Source organism: Butyricimonas hominis (assembly GCF_014287455.1).
GTDB classification, from domain to species: Bacteria; Bacteroidota; Bacteroidia; order Bacteroidales; family Marinifilaceae; genus Butyricimonas; species Butyricimonas muris.
This window is the reverse complement of sequence record NZ_JACOOH010000008.1, coordinates 205,050-226,099: the sequence shown is the minus strand read 5'-3', so window position 1 is coordinate 226,099 and position 21,050 is coordinate 205,050. Positions and strand designations below refer to the sequence as shown.

Sequence of the window (21,050 nt, the reverse complement as noted above, 5' to 3'; positions counted from 1 at the left end):
CATCACAAATATAGTTCTTTTTGTTTGTCCTCGAAAATAATAAATTTAGACAAACGAAAATTAAAAAATACAATAATTCAAGCGTTTGACGCAACGGATGAGCTTTGTTGACATCTAGTATATAAACGTTAAAAAAACAGCTATGAAAAAGAGAACATGGAAAATTGTATTAATGTTGTCATTATTTATTGCCGTATTTGCGGCGTGTGATGACGATGACGAGTATTATTACGTGGGAGGTGGAAGTTCGTGGATCAGTTACGGTAACCTCGAGAAGATAGATAACGGTACTCGTTCCAAGTATGCTATCCGTCGGGATGACGGCAGTCGTTTGATCGTGACCGAGGGATACGGGATAAATTTTTCGGATGCCGAGGAAGGATTGCGGGTATTCGCCAACTACTCGATTCTGGGAAGCGAGAGAGATGAAACCGGGTTGGAAGGTAGAATGAATTATTATATTCGTTTGTATCGTATTACCGACGTGTTGACAAAGGACCCGGTGAAACTTTCTTTCATCAAGGAAAACGAGGAAGTGCGACAGGATAGTATCGGTAACGATCCGATTAACGTGTCCGAAGCATGGTTCGGTGGCAAGTATCTGAACGTGGAGTTCAGAATACCCGTGAAATCCGGTTCTTCAACCAAGCATTTTATCAATCTGGTAGAAGATGATGTGGTGGCGAATGACACGGTATACGTGACTTTACGCCATAATGCTTACGGGGAAGCTCCTAAGGACGGGGATCGTGCAAATCACGTGTGGAGTCGCGGAATGGTATCTTTCGACCTGACTTCTATCGTGCCGGAAGGAAAACAATCCGTACCTGTTAAATTGCTTTGGACAGAATACAAGAATGGTTCAATCGAAACTGTTACCCGTGAAGATAGCGGAACTTACACGCTTTCCGGCAGTAATGAGGAAGAAGCAGACAGCGGACTGAACCAGAGTAATAACGAACGCAAACTGGTGAGCAGCGAAGATGTAGTCGGAGAAGTTAATTAAAGACATTTGATTCAAGTAATAAAACTCTAAGGGAAATGAAGACTGACCGGACGGTCAGTCTTTTTTATTTAATGTATTCCTTCTTGAACCAATATTCGAAAACAGGATCAAGAAAGAGAAAGCCTTGAGGTGTATTATCCAGAATATCTTTTTGTTGCAGTATCACTTTATTTTTTGTCACGTTCTGTGGCGTTCCCAGTTTGTATTTAGTCATAACCTTTGCCCCTGTAAGCGTTTGTTCATTATTTGCGATAGCGATCAGGATATTGAGCTGTGAAATAGATAAGGCTTCGCATTCTGCAACGTATAGGGGAAGATTGGTATCTACGATTTGTTGGAAAGCTTTGTCTATGATTTCAAGTGTTACCGTTTCTTTTGTAATGCTCCAGACAAAATGAGATAATTGTTGTACATACCACGAGTGAGAACTTACTTTCTCCACGATAATTCCCGCAAGTTCTTCCGTGATGTTTTTGCCCGTGTGTTTGAAGGCGCTGACGATAAATGACACCCATTCCTGCTTGTCTATTTTTGCCAGAAACATGATTTGTCCGAACCTGTAAAAAGGTTTTGAGGATGAGTTAAATATCTCTATCATCATGTGGCGTTTACTCCCGTAAAGGCAATAGCTGACATGCTGGTGGTGCTGCCATGTGCTACGCATTTTGCCTTCCAAATGTTCATAGTCTTTTAATCCTGCCAGATTTTGAAATTCGTCTATGCAAACAATAATTTTCATTCCTTTTGCAACGGCAATTTTCTCCGGTAAATTCAAAAGTTCATGTTCATTTTCTTTAATTTGATGAATTTCAAAACCTATTGAAAAATCGGTCATCGGATCTGTCCCGATGGTAATTTGGGGAGAAAGAGCTTTCAAGAATTCTTTCGTATGGGTAATCCAAGTTTCCCAATTATTACTGGTGGCTTTAATTACAGCTTGTGCGAAAGTCTGGTAAAATTCCGCCTCGCTTCTTATCGTGAATACGTCTAAAAAGCATACTTTTACATCGTGGCGCTCTGCCATGAGTTCATGCATGGCTTCTTTGACGAGTGATGATTTGCCCCAACGACGAGGAGAAATCAACATCGTGTTAATACCCGAGTACAAGTTATTTTTGAGTATTTGTTTTTCGTGAACTCTATTCACGAAGGTTGCGCCCATGGCTAATTTCCCGTATTGAAAAGGTGAATCCATATCTTCTTTGTTTTCAACAAATGTATGATTTATTCGAGATATTTCCAATTATTGGTAAAAATATTTTATACCTTTTGGTATAAAATATTTTCTACTAAACGGTATTATACCTTTTGGTATAAAATGAGAATCCCGCGGAGTTCAGAACGGACTCCACGGGATATTTAAGGAAGGTAATCTTGATGTTTCTTGTTAGAATATACCGAATTTGATTCCAGCAAAATAGGTTCTCGGAAGACCGGGACCGTAGATGTAACCGGAATCACGGAACTCACCTTTGTCGAAGTCATTCTGGTAGCTGTTGAACACGTTTTGCACGCCACCGTTGATTTGTACCGTGTAGCCGCTACCGATTTTGATGTCATAAGCCAGTTTTACGGTACCGTCGAAGAAGGACTTGGTTTTCTTCAGCACGTCTTTCTCGATGTACCCGGCGAAGTGTCCCACGTACATGGGACCCGTGTAGGTTCCCGATAGGGCGGTGGAGAAGTTCTTGAACGGGAGTAAGTTCAGCGTGACATACCCGTATTGATCCGGGGAGCGGAGCAGCTTCCGGCAGGGGGCAACATCGGGGTCATTGCTCCATGCCACGGGAGCGGCGTATTTACTGCTTTGGAAAGTCGCGCCGAATTGTAGTTGAGTGGATTTATGCGGGGCAATTCTTCCCTCTATGTTGATTCCTTTTACTTTGGCATCCGAACCGTTGCGGCGTTCCAGTATTTTATTTTCTTCATCACCGGTGTCGACCTCTTCCAGCACGAAAGGATTTTTCAAGCGGGTGTAGAAGCCTTCCACGAGCAGATTGATTTGCACGGCTCCCAGCGTGGTGTAGTAATCAACGGACGCGCTGTAACTGCGTGATTTTTCTGTTTTCAGGTCTTCCGCGACTTGAATAAGAGTTACTTCTCCGCCCACGGCTGCCACGTGCAGGTCTTCGTCGTAGGTCTGTGGAGCCCGGAATCCTTCCGAGTAACTTGCCCGGAAACTGAGATCGGTGATAGGGTTGTAGCGGATATTCAACCGGGGGCTGAATATGGGATCGTCTACATGACTGTTTTTATCCAGACGCCCGCCCAGCAAGAAGCTGAAACGTGCCGTTTTCCATTCATTTTGCAGGTAGACGCTATATACGTTTACTTCCTGATTGATTTCCCGGTTGTAGCCGAGCATTTTGTCATTCAGTTTATTGTGCGAGAATTCAACCCCGGCGGTCAACATGGAGGGCATGAACAGGAATTTGTCGAAGTCATAGGAATATTGTGCTCCGCCCACGACGGTAAAGTCCTTAGTCTGCCCGTAGGCGTTCGTGTCGCGACCGGCACCGTAATAGGATTCCCGTGCGATGTTTTGTAACGAGGTGTAGGCGTTAAAACGGTGTTTGTAATCCTTGGATGAAAGGGTGTAGTTCAGCCCGCCGCCGTGTATGTTGTGGTCTGCTTGCTCTGCCACGTCAGCCTCGTGAGGGGGACGGTGAAGGTTGTCACCTCCCCGGCGAAATTCTTTGATATGGTGGTACTCCATGGATAACTTGCTGAAATGCGTGGGCTTGTAATAGGTACGGAAGCCCAGCGTGGTACTGTTGATCTCCCCTAGCTCGGAGAACCCGTCACCGTCATGGTCATAAGGCTGGCGGTCGCGCACCATCCCGAACAGGTGGATTCCGGCATTCCGTTGCTCGTTGACGATAGCCCCGTTGAAAGAGGTCACGTTGTCGAAACTCTCGCCGTCGATAGCGGAGAGGGTATGTCCTACTTGAAAATAGTTGTGTAACGGTTCTTTGGTGATGATGTTGATTGTCCCGGCGATAGCGTTGGCTCCGAACAATGCCGAGCCGCCACCCCGAAGAACTTCTACCCGGTCGATCATGTTAGCGGGGATTTGTTCCAGACCGTAAACTCCGGCAAGGGAACTGCACATGGGACGACTGTCAATCAGTATTTGAGAGTAAGGCCCGTCCAGCCCGTTGATACGTACTTGTTGGAAACCGCAGTTCTGGCAGTTGTTTTCCACTCGTAGTCCCGGTTGGAAATTCAATCCTTGCGACAGGCATACCGAGTTGGTGTTTTCGAATATTTTGGGTGACAGGACATTGACGATAACGGGGGCTTCCCGGCGGTCGGTTTCGTTCCGGTTGGCGGTGACCACGGCTCCTTCAAGCATCACGACGTCATCCTCGATGACGAAATTGATCTCTTGCGTTTTGCCTTTCACGATCTCGATTTCTTTTTCTACGGTTTTATAGCCTACTCCTTGCACGCGCAGGGTGTATTTTCCCAAGGGGAGGTTTTTCATGAAATAGTGTCCGCTCTCGTCGGTAGCGGTTCCGATGTTCGTACCTTTCAGTAATATCGTGAGGAACGGCAGGTGTTCGCCCGTTTCTTTATGGATAATGTGTCCGTTGACATTCGCGTCTGTCGTTTTTTTGACGCTTCCTTTCTCGTCTGCACGACAGAAAAGACCGAGAAGAAGGAATATAATAAGTGTAAGTAAGTTTTTCATAACCAATATTTTTCACGAGCGTGTCCGTATGGTATTGACACGACCTCGCGTCTTGTTTCAAAATAGAAATATCATTAATAGGTGAAAGCCTCGTGAAATAGCAGGGGTATTGCTTTATTACACGAGATTCTTACCGGAACTGTTGTTTCGGCAGAATAAACTATTTACACTGTAAAGGGGGGAGCCCGAAGGGGGCTTAAGGTGAATGTTTGTTTATCAGGTTCTTCCTCCTGATTATGAATATAGTAATGTATTTTGTGGATCAAGTGAGGAACACTAACGACAAGGGCAACGCTGACCAGTGTGATGAAATTGCTCAAATGGGCGATTAAGGTAAGCTCTTTTGCCGAGTGGGTGTGATTTGCACCGCCGTCCGAATCGGTATGACCGCAGAAGAAGTGCGAGTGTACGATTGTTACCCCGTTGACCACATGATAGTGCGAGAAAAACGTGATACTCCCGTAATAGCTCAAAAATAGAGCTAACAAGAATAAGTGAATGAATTTATTTACGTTTTTACTACGCATACCTTTTTACTTTGCTTTGCAAATGTAGATTATTTCTAAATAATAAACATGAATCTCTGTCTTAAAAATATATTAAATTAACGGGTATATGGAGGTGTGTTTTGACACACCTCCAGTCTATAAAGTTCATAAAGTCGAGCCTTCGGCTCCTAAGATCTATAAAGTTTATGATTTAATATTATGCTGATATTCAGTGTAATTGTGTGTTTGACTTTATGGACTTTTCGACTTTATGAACGAGAGGGCGTGTCAAAACACGCCCTCGTATGCGCCGGGGAGAGAGTTATTCTCCCCGGGTGATCGTGATTTTGTTACCCGGTAGGGTTGCTGTGATGGAGTTATCGTACATCGCCGCGCAAGTGACTGCCGGAAGCAGGTAATTACCGGGGTAAGCCGCGTTAAAGCGTAGCTTGAAGGTTTTCGAATCGCCTTGCTGGAGCGAGAAGTAGAGATACACCCGATCGTCGCGGATGTCCGCATTGTCGGCTCCCTTGAACGGGTTCTCGTTCGTGGTAAGGCGTTCGTTCAGAAATTCGAAGCCGGAGGGGAACATGAAAGTAAGTGCCAGTTCCTCGTATAACCCGATGTTTCCTGTGTTTTGTATCGTGATTTCAGCCACGATGTCTTCGCCTTGGCGATAATCCGTCCGGTTGTTGAGCACGCCGTTACGATAGTAGTTGACGGTCATTTTCAGCCCGGACATTTCGCTTTCGGTGATCACACCCAATGGGGTTGAGCTATTGATCGTGCGCACGTGGAGTGTGCCGGAAGTGTTATTTTTCAAGGTTACTTCTGAACGGTTATCTTTGACTGCCAATTCTTTTTGCAGTACGGTCTTCGTGGTTTTGAAGTTCTCTTTTCCGATTTGCACGTCAATGCCGTTGCCGTCCTTGAAGTAGCGTCCCGCGTAGTTGCCGATAGCGCAAAGTCCGAAGGCACTTTCCTGCGTGCTCAGCCATTCGTTGGAAGCAAATTTACGAGCCATTTTCTGCAACAGTTTGTAGGCGTCGTCTTTCATGTTCATGTCTACCATACTTTGCATGATAATTGCGTTATCCCGTAGATCGGAGCCGTAACACCTGCCCAGTTGGCGATAGAGTTTGGCTTCTGCCGGAAGGTTGGCTACCAGCGATTGGGCAATTTTGTCGTGTTTGCCGAGGGCGTAGGCTCCCGCCAGTTGCCAACGGGCAATCGGGTTGTTGTAATTATCCTCTTTCATCCGGTTCATGGCCGCCATGTTGGGTTTACCCGCCAATGCCAGCACGTAAAGACGGTAGGATTGTTCCAACTCGGAATAATAATCGTCCCGGCGCCAGCTATTCGCTTGTTTCGACAGGTAATCAAGAGCCGAAGCCTTCATGGATGCCGGGATGCGGTAACCGAGTTTCTCTGCCTGCGTCAGGAAGTCGGTGATATAGGTGGATACCCAGTCGGATACATAGTTGGAGTTCGTCCAGTAGCTGAATCCCCCGTTGCTTAACTGGTAGTTCCTCAAGCGATTGATAACGTCTTTCACGTGCAGTTCCACGGTTACTTTTTGTGCTTCGCTGAGATCCATCAGCCTGTCAAGCATCAGTTGCGGGAATACGGCAGAAGTGATTTGCTCGCCACACCCGTGCGGGTAACGGATCAGGTATTGGATGCGTTCCTCCAGATTAAGGGGCGGGATAGAAGTGATTTCAAGGAACGAGGTCGGTTCCAGTCCTTCCATCGTGTTGTTGAAGGTGATTGACTCGCCGCTTGCCACTTCGCGGGCATCCACGCGGGTAATTCTCGGGTTCGGGATTCGGATGTCTACATCACAACTGAAATGAGCTTTCTCCGATCCGCTTTGAGCGGTGAAGGTAAGCGTGGATTTACCGGTATTTTCTTTAATCTTCGCTTTCAAGAACACGATCTGTTCACCCGTGCCGGAGAATTTGATTTCTTGGCTTGCCGGGGCGATAACTTCTATCTTGTCGTCCGTCTTGAGGTTCACGGTGACATCTTTGATATTGTCTTTCATGGCAAATACCGTGACCGGAATTTCGATGATGTCGCCCGGTGTGAACAAACGGGGCATGGTGACGTTGAGCATCAGCGGTTTGTTGACTTTCGTGTTACGGGATGCCGAACCGTAGCGACCGTTATCTTCGGCAACGACCATGGTACGGACTTCGCCGATATACTCGGGCATGTTGAATGAATGGGTTTTCTTCTCTCCTTTCTTGATGGTGAAAGGACCTTTGAATATCACCACGGGGGTAAAACGGTCGCTCTTGCGGGTTTCTTCCGGGTCGAGGGCTTCGTCACCACCGACGGCAAAGGCTTTCTCCAAGCGTCCGCCAAAGGCTCCTACCACGTCGTCGTAGAAGTCCCATGTTTTCACGCCGAGGGCTTCCCGGGCGTAGAAAGCGGGGAAGGGGTTCGGCGTTTTGAACGAGGTAATGGCTAACAGTCCTTCATCGACAATAGCGATAGAGTAGGTCATCGGTTTGCCGTCGTTTTCACTTACCGTGACGGTGAAATTCTGTGACGGGCGGAGCTCTTCCGGCATGTCGATTTTGGGAGTGAGTCGTAATTCCGGGTCGTCGATGTCAATATTCAAAACCCCGTACAGGCGTATCGGTTTATCGTTGTTCCGGTTTTTATGAGGTTGTATGAGTGACACGTTGACATAGATATTGGGGCACATCTCGCTCGTGGCGGGAATCTCGAAAGAAGTCGTCCCTTCAGTTGTCGGAACCCGGAAAATGTCTTTCACGGTCTTTCCGTTCTCGACGCTCACGAGAGCCACGCTACCTGCCGAGGAGGGGAATGTAATCTTGATTTTTTCTCCGGCACGGTAGGATTTCTTGTCGCTGGTGAGCGTGAGCAGGGTTGCCATGCCGGGGATATTCATGTCGTTGCGCCAAGAACTGATGTAGAACGTGGAACCGGTGGAATGACCGGATTCTTTATCCCGTGCGATCACGTAGTAACGTCCCCACTGGTCGCAGGTCACGTCCACGTTGAATTTGCCGTTCTGGCTCTTGACCGTTTTGTTGAACACGGGGCGACGGTATGAGCGGTTGACGTATGAACCGATATAGTCATTCTCCGAATCCCACCACCAACGCCATTCCAAGGTGTAGACTTCCACCTCGATATCTCTGTTGTTGACAGGTTTGCCCTCGGGGGTAAGTACGGCACCGCTGATAGTCATCGGTTTGCCCGCCTTGTACCAATTATCGTCCGATTCCGGTAGTTTGATACCCACGTATTCCTTGTAGGGGGAGTATTTGAACCCGGAAGTGACGATACTGAAGTCTCCGCCCGGTTCGAACACCCGCGTCGTGAGCAGGGCGTTGAGCATACCGGGTGCGTTCTCCGAGGTGATGTTGTTTGCCGACAGGTTAAAGTTTCCGTCAGAGTCCGTCGTGCCGTCGAAGAATGTTTCGGTTGTCGTGTTGAAATAACGGGAACGGTCGTCGAAGTTATACCCGTTGTACCCGGGGAAGGTGGTATTGCCTTTCGAGAGCCGTAGTTCGGTGATAACTTTCAAGTTACTGGTTTTCGCCCCGTGCATCCATCGGGTTTGAACGGGTATCGTGTTTTTCGTCACGCCTTCCCCGAGCACGTTGCCCGGCAAGTTGGCGATGATATTCAAACGATTCGGTTTGATGCTCTCGATACGGACGGTTTTTCTGAAAGAAACACCCCCGACACGTACAACAGCCTGCCAGTATCCGGTCACGGCCTGCTCGTCGGTGCTGAACGTGAAACAATACAAACCGTGTTCATCGCGTCCCGCTTTGCGGGTTTGAGTCACGTTACCGTTCGGGTCATAGAGTTCCGCTATAATGGGATGTCCGACGGGAATCACGTTCTCCTTGTCTTCCAGCATGAAAGAGAGATGAATGTCATTTCCCGGACGCCATACGCCCCGTTCGCCATAGATGAAGCCCTTGAGTCCTTGCTGCACGACTTCACCGCTCACGTCGAAATTACTGAGCGAGAGGGACGAGGCGTCGTTGACTTTCAAGTAGGTTTTATCATTGCCCTTGGTCGCCACGATAACGAAAGGTTTGCCGGGAACCCGCAATGTCGCTATTCCTGCCGAATTGGTGACGGTAGAGTCTATTTTTTGGTTCTGGAAGTTATAAAAGAATATCCTGCAATTTTCCACGGGTGCCGCCGTGAGCAAGTCATTCACGGCAACCACGTATTTGCCGTCGGAACCCGCTTTGGCAATGACACCCAGAGATGTTACGATGAGATTCTTTTTCGGGAACCGGTCACTCACGTAATAGTAGGAATTGGAACAGGGATTGTCCCGCTCTTCCCACGAGTAATCGGAGGGATAGCTGTAATAATAGTCGTCATCGTCATAATAGTCATACGCGGAAGACGTTTCATCCCAGTTTTCTTCAGAGATAGCGTCTTGGGCTTCCTTGGCGCAATCGAGGGTAGTGTACGACTTTTGGAATCGGAGTTGTACCCGGTAAATCACGCCTTTTTCCAGTTGGATATGGTCTGCCAGATTGATTGTATAGTCCTGCCACTTGTTGTTGTCTTGTGGTACTCCCGGTTTCTCCAGCGAGATTTTCTTGTCGAGAATGATGCGTCCCACGCGGCGTAGCTGGTAGTCACTGCTGTAGTTGTAATTTCCTTCCTGAAGATAGAAGTTCATATTCTGGTTGAATACTTTTATTACCCGTAATTGCACGGCTTTCAAGGCGACCGCGGAGAAAGGAATAAGCACGTTGCCTTCTGCCGGGGTGAAAGTGCCTTCGCCGATGAACGTCACGGCGGGCTTGGCTGACTGGAAACTCACGTTGAAAGTGGCATCCGATTGGAGTTTTTCGCCCGTGGTATTTTTGATTCCCTTGAATATATTAACTTGAACCACGCCTTGCATCTTGTCCCGTTCGTTGGAATATACCCGAATGATATTGCCTCGCGTGTTGAAGTTCAAGGTGCCGACCCCGTCGATCGTGATTAGCCCTTGAAAGTCCTGACTGATGTCCACGTTGTCGGACATCGTGATGTCAATCGTGCGGGAATTTTCTTCGCTCGCTTTTACTTCCAGCACGGAGAAGACTTTATTGCCGGGTATTTCAACGATTAGGTCGTTACCGTTCTTTATTTTTTTGTCGAAACTCAATTCAAGGGATTGGCTGTCGTTCGCGCGGGTGATGCCGGCTATCGTGAAATAATGAATATAAGGGGTGTGTTCCCATTCGAGTGTCTGGTTTTGCCCGTTGATTTTTGCTTTCACGAGTTGCTCCACCTCGTTGGGGGTAACGGCGTCCGAGTTGGTGACGGAGGCTCGATACGAGAACTTGTCGTTGTCCTTGGGATCGACACTGAGGCTGCCTTCTTGGAAAGCGTAAACGAGGGGCAGCACTTTCACGTTGAAGCGGAAAGTCGACAGGTCGGACGGCACGTTGCATATTTTGTCCAATGCCAGCGAAATCTCGTAGGTCTGCCCGTTCTTCATCGGAGTCGTCGGGGTAAATTCTATGGTATTACCGTCCCGGATAGTGACACTTCCCTCCACTTTCGGGCTGATTTTCATTAATTTTTCCGGTTGCACGAGAACGTCGTCGCCTGTTTTCATCGTTTTTCCTTCCAACCGGATGTAGATAGGGTCGGTGGATTTTATCATTCCTTGCGTGAAGCCTGAAATGTATTTGCTGTACTCCAGTTTACTTTGTTCCTTCGTTTTCTCTTTACACGAGAAGAAATTGATTGTCAGGAGCAAAATAGAAATGAGAAAAATAACCTTTTTCATGTTTACCAAATATTTGAATCTTATGTATTGTATTTACAAATATAGCACAAAAAAAGCGGTGTTGTTCATTTTTAATTCATATTTTTGCGAACAAGTAAAACAAGGCAAATAAAGGAAAAAATATATGAGAATAGCTGTTGTTGGAACCGGTTACGTGGGACTTGTGTCCGGGACATGTTTGGCAGAAACAGGAGTGACTGTTACTTGCGTCGATGTGAATAGTACGAAAATTGATTTATTGAACGACGGGGGTATGCCGATATACGAGCCGGGACTGGCGGAGTTAGTAATCCGGAACCGGGAAGACGGGCGTCTTTTTTTTACCACTTCATTACGGGAGGGGTTGAAGGATGCGGATGCCGTGTTTATTGCCGTGGGTACGCCGCCCGACGAGGACGGGAGTGCCGATTTGCATTACGTGTTGGATGTTGCCCGGGAGGTAGGGGAGATTATCAACGATTATATCGTGGTGGTGACTAAATCTACTGTGCCTGTCGGAACGAATTATAAAGTGAAAGCCACGATTAAGGCGGCTCTGGAGAAACGGGGGGCGGATATCCCGTTTGATGTGGCTTCCAATCCCGAGTTCCTGAAAGAGGGGGACGCCGTGAATGACTTCATTTCCCCGGACAGGGTAGTGATAGGGGTGGAAAGCGATAGAGCCAAACACGTTATGGAGCGTTTGTATCACGCCTTCATATTGAACAATACGCCTATTCTTTTTATGGATATCCTGTCGGCGGAGATGACGAAATATGCAGCCAATTCGATGTTGGCAACCCGTATTTCTTTTATGAATGATATCGCTAACCTGTGCGAAATCGTGGGTGCGGACGTGGAGGCCGTGAAGAAAGGAATCGGTAGCGATACCCGTATCGGGAAGAAATTCCTGAATGCCGGTTGCGGTTACGGCGGTTCTTGTTTCCCGAAAGACGTGAAGGCGTTGATTCGCACGGGTGACGACCACGGGCATAGTCTTGAATTATTGAAGGCCGTGGAACGTGTGAACGAGAACCAGAAGAGCGTGTTGTTCCGGAAGATAACCTCGCGTTTCGGAAAAGAGCTGAAGGGAAGGCGTTTCGCCATGTGGGGACTCGCTTTTAAACCCGGAACGGATGATATGCGGGAAGCCCCCTCGCTGGTGTTGATAGAGAAATTGCTGGAAGCGGGTGCCGTGGTACGGGCCTTCGATCCTGTCGCGGTCGAAGAGTGCAAGCGGCGGATTGGCAACCGGATAGAGTATGCAGATAATATGTACGATGCCTTGGAGGGTGCCGACGCCTTGATTGTCGTGACGGAATGGGCGGAATTCAAGATACCGAAGTTTACCTTTATCGAGAAAGCCTTGAAACACAAGATTATCTTTGACGGAAGAAACATCTACAACCCGGAACAAATGCAGGAATTTGGGTACGAGTATTACGGGATTGGAAGAAAAACGAAGTAATTTACGATTTATGATTTTGGGTTTATGATTGCGTGCTAGTTGTTCGTGTCTTAAATCTTAAATCATAAATCTTAAATCATAAATTGAAAAGATGGATAAATATCGAATATTGTTTATCGTGAACCCGATTTCGGGATTTGGCTTGGGGTGGGAGATTCCATACCGTATCCGGCATATTGCCGCCTACAAGCATATCGAGTATAATATTCGATTCACGGAGTATGCCGGGCACGCGAAAGAGATCGTGGAGCAGGCGAAAAGTCAGAATTACACGCATATCGTGGCGGCAGGCGGTGACGGAACGGTGAACGAGATCGGTACGGCACTCATGGGGACGGGTATCGCTTTCGGGGTAATTTCCCTTGGAAGCGGTAACGGGTTTGCCCGCCACTTGGGTTTCTCCCAGATGATGACAAAAGCGCTGAAACAGATATTGAAGAGCGAAACGACGAATATAGACGTGGTAGAGATTAACGGGCTCTATTCTCTGAACGTGAGCGGCTTCGGGTTTGATGCCGAGGTGGCTCATTTCTTCAGTACCATGAAAATAAGGGGAATATTCTCGTATATTTATTCAATCGTGCGGATGTGGTTCCGCTATCCCGGTAAACGTTATCGTTTTCACGTGAACGGCAAGACGTGGGAGGAGGAGTGCTTCGTGTTGAGCGTGGCGAATAGTTCGCAGTACGGCAATAACGCTTCTATCGCCCCGAAGGCTTCCTTGCGTGACGGGTTGGTGGATATATGTATATTGAAGCGTCCCAAGTATTACCAGATTCCCCGTTTCCTGTACTGTTTCATGAATTCAAAGATTGCCCGCTTGCCTTATTTCAGCGAGATTCAATGCACGGAGGCGTTTATCGAAGGGGATTTGGCAAAAGCCCATATTGACGGTGATCCTTACACGTTGGTACCACCCGTTACCGTGAAAGTCCACCCGGGAGTGTTGAAAGTAATCGCCCCGAAATTGTCCCATAAAAAGGATGGCGGAAAGGTTTGATTGAGTTGCCTGCAACTCGCCGCAGGCGAACTATTGTTCGCTCGCGGTTAACATGATTTGCCGGTCGATCAATTCATCCAATGAAATGAAAGTTTCCGTTTTGGCTATGCCCGGGATGTTTTGAAGTGTGTTGATTAAAATATCCATCAGGTGCTGGTGGTCATTGCATCTTAATTTCAACAGGAAGGTGAATCCTCCCGTGATGAAGTGGCATTCCATGACTTCCGGGATACTTTCTATTTCTTTCACGACGGTTTTGTACGTGTGGGCGTGATCGAGGACTACCCCGATGAAAGCGCACACGCCAAACCCGAGGGCATCGGGTTTCACTATAAAACGTGAGCCTTCAATAATCCCCGCGTCTTCCATTTTTTTCACCCGCTGGTGTATCGCTGCCCCGGATATACCGCACTCCCGCGCTATCTCGAGGAAAGGGACTCTTGCATTCTTCACCAAGTGGGACAAGATTTTCCGATCTATATCGTCTATTTGATATTTTACGCTCATGTTTTTTTATTTTACCTGTTAAAACTCAACACGCTGTACAGCTGTTTCCTTTGCTTGTAATATTGCCACCCCTCCTCGTTCGTGATCGTGCGAATCACGCCATCGATCAGGTTATTGAAAATCGTTCCGAAGTCAAATACTTCCGGGGGATATATCTCCCGGTTGTGAATGTCGTTGAGTTTGGCGATATACATGCGAGCGACCATTTCGCTGGATACATCATCTTTGTACATTCCCTGTTGCATCCCCTTCTCTATATTTATTTTTATCTTCTCGTAAATAAAATCGGAACGCCGTTGTTTATGGCTTTCAAAAATACCCGGGAATGTTTCGGCCAACTTGAACGAAACGGATGGCGACACGTTAAAGAAACGATCGTGAATTTCATTTCCTACCAGTAATAAAATATCTATCGCGTTCCAACCGTCAAAATCGTATTCTTCAAATATCTTCTCGAACGCTACGCGTTCCTGTTCGAAAATGCTGTTAGCTATATCCTCCATTCCCGAGAAGTTCTCGTTGATCTCTTCCAGGGAAGTTCCCATTTCTTTTAGTTTATCGTCCGAGAGTTCCGTTCCGTGACGATAAACGTAATTCCTCAATTTGTCAGTTAATAGACACTTCTTCTCAGTCATAATGGATGTGGTTGTTTATAGTTTCTTGGCGTAAAGATACGAAACAATTAAGAATTGAAAGAATTTTAGGTTGTAAATTATCATATTCTGATTATTTTTGCACGAATACTGAGAATCTGAAACTTCTGAATGTTATGAGAATATTAGTCGTGAGAAAATTGATATTGCTCGGTTTAGCGTTTCTAGCCGTACAAAACGTGTTTGCCGAGGGAAATAAACCGAAATTGGTCGTGGGAATCGTGGTAAGTCATTTTTACCCGGAATGGTTGGATATGTACGGTGACAAGTTGTCCGAAAACGGGTTGAAACGATTGGTACAACAGGGCTTGCGGGTGAATGCCAATTACAATTACATGTACACGCAGACGGGGGTGGACCATGCTTCGATATACACGGGGATGCTTCCCGCGGAACACGGTATCGTGTCGAGAGCGTGGCATGATCGTTTGCGTCGGAAACGGCAATTTGCAACAAATTCAGATCGTTATACGGAAATCGGTGAGCAGCAAGCGGATAGTATCAAAAGTCTGGCACCGGATTATTTGCAGACGATGAGTCTGGGAAGCGCGATGAAGATGAATAATCCGATGTCCCGGGTGTACAGTGTGGCCATGAATGGCGATGAAGCCGTGTTGAGCGGCGGGTCTAGCGCGGATATGGCTATCTGGTTTAGCGAGAAGACCGGGAAGTGGGTATCGTCTACTTATTATCAACCGGTGTTACCCGATTGGTTAAGGGCTTACAACACGTGGGTGGAGAGCGATCATTTCGTGAACAAAGGATGGATGATGCTTTCCGATGAGGATAAATCGGCGGCACGTATCCGGTTGCGCAATCATTTCTATTACGATATAGCCCGGGCGAAAAGGGAATACAATACTTACCGGGTATTGAAGGCTACCCCTTACGGGAATACTCTTGTGCGAGTCTTGGCGGAAAAGTTGATTGACGCGGAACGTTTGGGGGAGGATAACGATCCTGATCTTCTGGCGGTGAATTTCTCCTGTCTGGATTACATGTATCGTGATTTTGCCATTGATTCGGAGGAAGAGAAAGATATGCTGATCCGTTTGGATATGGATGTTGCCGAACTGTTGAGAAAGTTGGATGCCAAGGTCGGGAAAGGGAACTACACGGTATTCATGACTTTCTCGGAAACGCGGGAATTGATGCCGGAGGATTTGCGGAAGATAAAAGTCAATTCCGATTATTTCAGTATTTTCCGGGCGGTGGCGTTACTGAAGTCTTATCTGGCATTAATATACGGTCCCGGTGATTGGATAGCCGATTACGATCAGGGACAAATTTACTTGAACCGGGGGCTGATAGAAGAACGAAAGCTGGAAGTGAAGGAGGTACAGGACAAGGTGGCCGATTTCATGATCGAGTTCGAGGGCGTGGCGAAAGTGATGACCGCTTATTCATTGATTCATACCTCTTTCCCCGATGGTATGAACCGGTTGGTGCAAAATTCTTTCTCGCACAAACGTAGCGGTGACGTGCTTTTCTGTATTCACCCGACGTGGGTTTCCGAGTTGAAGGAAATGGAGGATACTTATTTCCGTCACAGCAAACGTTCTATCGTGCCGCTATACCTGTACGGGGCGGGCGTGAAACCGGGGATAAAAGAGGATGCCATGATGTCCGATCTTTTACCCACGCTATGTAAAATATTGGGTATACGTACCCCGTACACGGCGCACGGGAAACCGATGCAGTGAAGGAAGTTTATAAAGTTTGTAAAGCTATAAGGTTCATAAAATTCTTAGTCCCCGCTAGTGCTTGGTTACCTTATGAACTTTATAAACTTTATGAACCTTATAAACTAGAATATTGTATCTTCTTGATGCGGCGGTTGTCAACCTCAAGGACTTTGAATTGATGTTCCTTGTAAGTGATTATTTCATTTTTTTGAGGTAATTCGCCTTTCAATTCAAGTATCAATCCGGCGAGCGTGTCCGCATCGCCTTCCACTTCCCGGAACGTGTCTTCATCAATATCCGTGATTTTGTAGAAGTCGTTCAAGAGGGTGGAAGCCTCGAACACGTAAGCCCCGTTTTTGTCCCGGGTATAGGCAATCTCTTGCTCGTCGTACTCGTCGTTGATATCGCCGACAATCTCTTCGATGATGTCTTCCATGGTGACAATACCGGAAGTACCGCCGTATTCATCCACGACGATAGCCAGATGGACTTTCTTTACTTGAAATTCTTCCAGCAAGTCGTTGATTTTTTTGGTTTCGGGCACGAAGTATGCCGGACGTATCAACGTCTGCCATTTGAACTCGTCGGTTTCATCCAAATGTTGCAATAAATCTTTGACGTAGAGGATACCGATGATATTATCCAGATTTTCCTCGTAAACAGGCATACGGGAGTAGCCGTGTTCCGATATGATTTCTTTCACTTGCCTGTACGTGGATTGCGAGTCGATGGCAATCACGTTGATGCGGGGACAGATGATATCTATCGCGTCAATATTGCCGAAACGGACAATTCCCTCGAGAATGTCCTTTTCCTCGTTGATTGAAGTATCTTGTGTTAACTCGAGAGCCTTGGAAAGCTGGTCAATAGAGATTCCGTCTTTTTTATCCATGCGTTTCCGGATAATCGAGGTCGAACCTATCAACAAGGTGGATAGGGGACGGAACACGTGGGACAGGAATGTCAGCGGGCCTGCCATGAAAATGACCATGTTGAGGTGCGAACGGTTGGCGTATAGTTTCGGGATGATTTCCCCGACCAGCAAAATCACAAAAGTGACCACGATGACTTGAATGACGAAACCAAGTACCGGGTATGCCGAGAAGTCAAATAAGGAATTGACCAGATAGGTGGAAATCACCACGATAGCCACGTTGACGAAATTGTTGGATATTAATATCGTTGCGAGCAGTCTGTCCGCTTTCTCGTGCAATTTGAGTGCTTTGTGGTAGCCCTTGTCTTCCAGATATTTTAATTGCGAGGGGGAGAGCGAAAAGAACGCCACTTCCGATCCGGAAACCAGCGCAGAGCACAATAATAAGAACAATAATAAGATGCAAAAAACTAAATCAATAAGGGTGAAGGCACCCGTGAAAACCTGTCCCGCGAGGGGAATATAATCTGCGTCCAAAATTAGAATAATTGGTTAAACTTAAATCGCCGAAAGAATAGGCGTAAAAATTAAAACGGTAGATCGTCACTATCGTCACTTCCCGCGCTCAAATCCGGTGCCGGTGGCATGGGGGTGTCTTGCGAACGGTCGTTGCCGTCTTGCTTGCGGGATAACATCTGGAAGTTGTCACCGTAGATTTCCGTCGTGTAACGCTTCACGCCGTTCTGGTCGTCCCATGAACGGGTTCTGATGCGTCCCTCCACGTACAGCATCATGCCTTTTTTCACGTATTGTTCCGCGGTTTGGGCAAGTCTACGCCAAAGAACGATATTGTGCCATTCGGTTTGCGTCACGCGTTCCCCGTTTTTGTTATTGTACACCTCCGATGTGGCAAGGCTGAAACGAGCCACGGCTACACCTCCGTCGAGGTATCTTACTTCGGGATCTCCCCCGACATTTCCGATTAGAATGACTTTGTTTACCATATATCAATAAGTATGGGTTAAAATTCGTCACAAATTACGGAATATTTTCGGAGAAACAAAAATATATTTTGTAAATTATCTCTTGTGTCTTGCTTACCCCTTTGTTAATGCTTGCATTACCGATGCTCGCCACCATGGACGTAGCATCTTCGAAGCATGGACGTAGCATGAACGTAAATCACCGTTGATGGTGTGTTTATGATTTAATTCTACTGTGTTTATGGAGGTGGGGAAAGGCTAAGTGTGGGTAGGGAAACGGTTCGGGTGAGGCTCGGGTAATACACGAGATTCAGTCCTGCGATATTCCATTGCCGGTAGGTCCGGTGCGTGTCACCTGCCCTTGGATAGTTTTTTGTGCTTAATAAGTTTCGGGAATAGGGGAAGATGTTGGCGATTTTCCGGTTTTATAATTTTATTTATTGATCGTTTATTGATATGAACGAAAATTATCTTAAGTATTCTATCCATAAAATTGTAATCGCTTAATTCTGAGAAATAAAAAAATGCACGAGGAGGATTTGCGGTAAATAAAAATACTGTATATTTATATCACAATAAACGATCGTTTATTGCGTTACAAAGATACAGCATTTTTATTTATCGCAAATCTTTCAAATAATAATTTTTGTTCCTCGCAACTAGATATTTAGTTTTTTTAGTAAATACTTACGAGTACTCCTTTTTGCCATGTTAATAAACGATCTTTTTTGGATATGAGATATGTTTATTGTAACAGTTTTGCCATGAGCGAGGAGAAGAAAATACTCCACTATATCGTTTACATGTGGCTACTTCTCGTGCGGGAAACAGGTGTGAGTCCCTTGTGAAGGGAATGATAAAACAAATGTATTGTAACAGATAATGGACATGAAACTTAAATTAATTATCACGGTGGTCCTGCTGGCGCTGTTCTCGGGCGTCAAGGCTCAGAAGGTGGCGGTTAAGACCAATCTGGTTTCGGATGTTATCTTCTCTCCCAACCTAGGTGTGGAGGTGGGGGTGGCACCGCGTTGGACTGTTGACGTCACGGGGCAATTCAATGCCTGGACATTGTCACATGACAGGAGATGGAGGCACTGGCTCTTGCAGCCCGAGGTGCGGTACTGGTTCTGCGACCGTTTCGCCGGTCATTTTCTTGGAGCTCACATGCACGGTGGGCAGTATAACATGGGAGGATTCAATGGGCGCCTTCATTTCTTGGGCACCGATGCGCGGAAGTTGCAGGGAGTTCGCTATCAAGGTTGGTTTGCCGGGTTGGGGGTAGCTTATGGTTATGCCTGGATACTGGGGCGGCATTGGAACCTGGAAGCAGAGTTTGGTTTCGGCTATTCCTACACTCGCTATGACAAGTTCCCGTGCGCCGTGTGCGGGGAGAAAATAGCGAGGGATAAGTCGCATCATTACGTGGGTCCCACTAAAGTGGCGATCAATTTAGTTTACTTGTTTTAAAGTGCGATAAAGATGAAAAGGATGATATTCATAGTGGCAACCCTGCTGGGGTTGGGATGTTTGCCGGGGGCTGTGGCGCAGGAGGTGAAAAATATCACGCCTGGTGTTTCCGTTAGCCGTTTCAAGATGGAACGGAACGGCAAATACCTCTCGGTGGAGATGGAGATGGACTTGACTGGACTCGAGGTGGAATCGAATCGTGCCGTGTTGCTCACGCCTCGTTTGGTCAACGGGACGGATTCGCTCGACCTGCCATCGGTGGGAATTTACGGGCGCAGGCGGTATTATTATTACGTGAGAAATGGCGTGAGCATGATTTCGGGTGAGAGTGAAATGGTGTTTCGGGCATCCGGGAAGCCGGATGGTATTGATTACAACCGCTCCGTCCTGTACGAGGAGTGGATGGACGGGGCGACGCTCAAGCTGCATCGTGGCGACTGGGGATGTTGCCATGAGATCGTGGCGGAATACGACGGTCCGCTGGGAAGGCACGACGAGGCCTTCTTCCCGGAACTGGTGTTCGTGCGCCCGGAAGCCGAAATGATGAAAAGCCGTTCGCTGTCGGGTTCGGCATTTATCGACTTCCCGGTAGACAAAACGGAGATTTACCCCGACTACCGTCGCAACACGGAGGAGTTGGGTAAGATCGAGGCAAGCATCGATTCGGTGCGGGGGGACAAGGATGTGACCATCGTGTCGGTGTGGCTCAAGGGGTACGCTTCGCCCGAAAGTCCGTACGCGCACAACCGGGACTTGGCGATAGGGCGTACCCGGTCGCTCAAGGAGCATATTCGGAAATTGTATGATTTTGCCGATGACATTATAATCACGGAACACGAGCCGGAGGATTGGGAAGGATTGCGGCGGTACGTGGAGAATTCCAATATCAATCATCGCGCGGAGATTCTAGGGATGATTGACAGTGACATGGAGCCGGATGCGAAGGAGGCAAAAATCAAACGCACCTACCCGGAAGAATATCGTTTCCTGTTGCAGTATTGTTACCCGGCATTGCGTCACACGGATTACCGCATTGATTACAATATACGCCGCTACAGCGATGTGGAAGAGATCAAACGTATATTGGCGGAACGACCACAGAACTTGAGCCTGAACGAGTTCTACCTCGTGGCGAGGATGTACGAACCGGGTTCGCCGGAGTTTACCGACGTGTTTGAAACGGCGGTGCGGATGTTCCCGGACGACGCGGTTGCCAACCTGAACGCCGCGAATGCCGCCATGCGCCACGGTGACCACGAGGCAGCCCACCGTTATCTCGAGAAGGCGGGCGATTCGGCGGAAGCCGTCTACGCGAGGGGTGCTCTCGCCATACGCGAGAAGGATTACAAGAGAGCGGTGACATTCCTGGAAAAAGCCCGGGAAATGGGACTCGAGAAGGCTGCCGCTACCTTGAAAGAATTGAAGGAAAGAAGATTCACTGAATAATTA

General features: G+C 47.3%; 14 protein-coding genes. 6 read left to right on the top strand and 8 right to left on the bottom strand.

The genetic code is table 11. The features are described 5' to 3' along the window. The first annotated feature begins 142 nt into the window (after window positions 1-142). Window positions 143-1,006 (top strand): NigD1/NigD2 family lipoprotein, encoded by an 864-nt coding sequence (locus H8S64_RS17675; protein WP_186977823.1) that lies wholly within the window; start codon window positions 143-145, stop codon window positions 1,004-1,006. A 64-nt stretch (window positions 1,007-1,070) separates the two neighbouring features. Here H8S64_RS17675 and H8S64_RS17670 read toward each other — a convergent pair whose 3' ends face one another. The 4 genes from H8S64_RS17670 to H8S64_RS17655 form a co-directional block, all read right to left on the bottom strand. Next, window positions 1,071-2,201, bottom strand: a complete 1,131-nt coding sequence (locus tag H8S64_RS17670) for an AAA family ATPase (RefSeq protein WP_186977821.1) — start codon at window positions 2,199-2,201, stop codon at window positions 1,071-1,073. A 192-nt stretch (window positions 2,202-2,393) separates the two neighbouring features. Further along, on the bottom strand, window positions 2,394-4,700 hold the full coding sequence (locus H8S64_RS17665; protein ID WP_186977819.1) for a TonB-dependent receptor: 2,307 nt from the start codon (window positions 4,698-4,700) through the stop codon (window positions 2,394-2,396). 164 nt (window positions 4,701-4,864) lie between these two features. Beyond that, a complete protein-coding gene (locus H8S64_RS17660) occupies window positions 4,865-5,227 on the bottom strand; it encodes a DUF8478 family putative metalloprotein (protein ID WP_186977817.1) in 363 nt (120 codons plus the stop codon). Window positions 5,228-5,510: 283 nt separating this feature from the next. Next, complete coding sequence (locus H8S64_RS17655; protein WP_186977815.1) at window positions 5,511-10,982, bottom strand: alpha-2-macroglobulin family protein; 5,472 nt, start codon at window positions 10,980-10,982, stop codon at window positions 5,511-5,513. A gap of 124 nt (window positions 10,983-11,106) precedes the next feature. Between H8S64_RS17655 and H8S64_RS17650 the strand changes: the two genes are divergently transcribed. Together H8S64_RS17650 and H8S64_RS17645 are read left to right on the top strand one after the other, a co-directional pair. Beyond that, window positions 11,107-12,429 (top strand): UDP-glucose dehydrogenase family protein, encoded by a 1,323-nt coding sequence (locus tag H8S64_RS17650; protein WP_186977814.1) that lies wholly within the window; start codon window positions 11,107-11,109, stop codon window positions 12,427-12,429. A 91-nt stretch (window positions 12,430-12,520) separates the two neighbouring features. Continuing rightward, complete coding sequence (locus H8S64_RS17645; RefSeq protein WP_186977813.1) at window positions 12,521-13,429, top strand: diacylglycerol/lipid kinase family protein; 909 nt, start codon at window positions 12,521-12,523, stop codon at window positions 13,427-13,429. 30 nt (window positions 13,430-13,459) lie between these two features. Here H8S64_RS17645 and H8S64_RS17640 read toward each other — a convergent pair whose 3' ends face one another. Next, window positions 13,460-13,936 carry an Lrp/AsnC family transcriptional regulator gene (locus H8S64_RS17640; protein ID WP_186977812.1) on the bottom strand — a complete coding sequence of 159 codons (477 nt, stop codon included), beginning with the start codon at window positions 13,934-13,936 and terminating at the stop codon, window positions 13,460-13,462. Between the two features lie 11 nt (window positions 13,937-13,947). Continuing rightward, window positions 13,948-14,571: a hypothetical protein gene (locus tag H8S64_RS17635; RefSeq protein WP_099290145.1), complete on the bottom strand. Its 624-nt coding sequence runs from the start codon at window positions 14,569-14,571 to the stop codon at window positions 13,948-13,950. Window positions 14,572-14,705: 134 nt separating this feature from the next. Between H8S64_RS17635 and H8S64_RS17630 the strand changes: the two genes are divergently transcribed. Then, complete coding sequence (locus tag H8S64_RS17630; RefSeq protein WP_186977811.1) at window positions 14,706-16,292, top strand: alkaline phosphatase family protein; 1,587 nt, start codon at window positions 14,706-14,708, stop codon at window positions 16,290-16,292. A gap of 97 nt (window positions 16,293-16,389) precedes the next feature. On the opposite strand, the gene gldE is transcribed toward H8S64_RS17630, so the two are convergent. Together gldE and H8S64_RS17620 are read right to left on the bottom strand one after the other, a co-directional pair. After that, window positions 16,390-17,685, bottom strand: coding sequence for a gliding motility-associated protein GldE (gene gldE, locus H8S64_RS17625; protein ID WP_186977810.1), 1,296 nt, complete (start codon window positions 17,683-17,685; stop codon window positions 16,390-16,392). A 50-nt stretch (window positions 17,686-17,735) separates the two neighbouring features. Next, window positions 17,736-18,152, bottom strand: a complete 417-nt coding sequence (locus H8S64_RS17620; protein ID WP_186977809.1) for a single-stranded DNA-binding protein — start codon at window positions 18,150-18,152, stop codon at window positions 17,736-17,738. 867 nt (window positions 18,153-19,019) lie between these two features. On the opposite strand from H8S64_RS17620, the gene H8S64_RS17615 reads away from it, so the two are divergent. Both H8S64_RS17615 and H8S64_RS17610 read left to right on the top strand, forming a co-directional pair. Continuing rightward, window positions 19,020-19,601, top strand: a complete 582-nt coding sequence (locus H8S64_RS17615) for a DUF3575 domain-containing protein (protein ID WP_186977808.1) — start codon at window positions 19,020-19,022, stop codon at window positions 19,599-19,601. Window positions 19,602-19,613: 12 nt separating this feature from the next. Continuing rightward, window positions 19,614-21,047 carry a DUF3868 domain-containing protein gene (locus H8S64_RS17610; protein ID WP_186977807.1) on the top strand — a complete coding sequence of 478 codons (1,434 nt, stop codon included), beginning with the start codon at window positions 19,614-19,616 and terminating at the stop codon, window positions 21,045-21,047. The last annotated feature ends 3 nt before the right edge of the window (window positions 21,048-21,050 follow it).

Coding starts and splice junctions, on each gene's coding strand:
- H8S64_RS17675 (WP_186977823.1), top strand. CDS start 143: ATGAAAAAGAGAACATGGAAAATTGTATTAATGTTGTCATTATTTATT.
- H8S64_RS17670 (WP_186977821.1), bottom strand. CDS start 2,201: ATGGATTCACCTTTTCAATACGGGAAATTAGCCATGGGCGCAACCTTC.
- H8S64_RS17665 (WP_186977819.1), bottom strand. CDS start 4,700: ATGAAAAACTTACTTACACTTATTATATTCCTTCTTCTCGGTCTTTTC.
- H8S64_RS17660 (WP_186977817.1), bottom strand. CDS start 5,227: ATGCGTAGTAAAAACGTAAATAAATTCATTCACTTATTCTTGTTAGCT.
- H8S64_RS17655 (WP_186977815.1), bottom strand. CDS start 10,982: ATGAAAAAGGTTATTTTTCTCATTTCTATTTTGCTCCTGACAATCAAT.
- H8S64_RS17650 (WP_186977814.1), top strand. CDS start 11,107: ATGAGAATAGCTGTTGTTGGAACCGGTTACGTGGGACTTGTGTCCGGG.
- H8S64_RS17645 (WP_186977813.1), top strand. CDS start 12,521: ATGGATAAATATCGAATATTGTTTATCGTGAACCCGATTTCGGGATTT.
- H8S64_RS17640 (WP_186977812.1), bottom strand. CDS start 13,936: ATGAGCGTAAAATATCAAATAGACGATATAGATCGGAAAATCTTGTCC.
- H8S64_RS17635 (WP_099290145.1), bottom strand. CDS start 14,571: ATGACTGAGAAGAAGTGTCTATTAACTGACAAATTGAGGAATTACGTT.
- H8S64_RS17630 (WP_186977811.1), top strand. CDS start 14,706: ATGAGAATATTAGTCGTGAGAAAATTGATATTGCTCGGTTTAGCGTTT.
- H8S64_RS17620 (WP_186977809.1), bottom strand. CDS start 18,152: ATGGTAAACAAAGTCATTCTAATCGGAAATGTCGGGGGAGATCCCGAA.
- H8S64_RS17615 (WP_186977808.1), top strand. CDS start 19,020: ATGAAACTTAAATTAATTATCACGGTGGTCCTGCTGGCGCTGTTCTCG.
- H8S64_RS17610 (WP_186977807.1), top strand. CDS start 19,614: ATGAAAAGGATGATATTCATAGTGGCAACCCTGCTGGGGTTGGGATGT.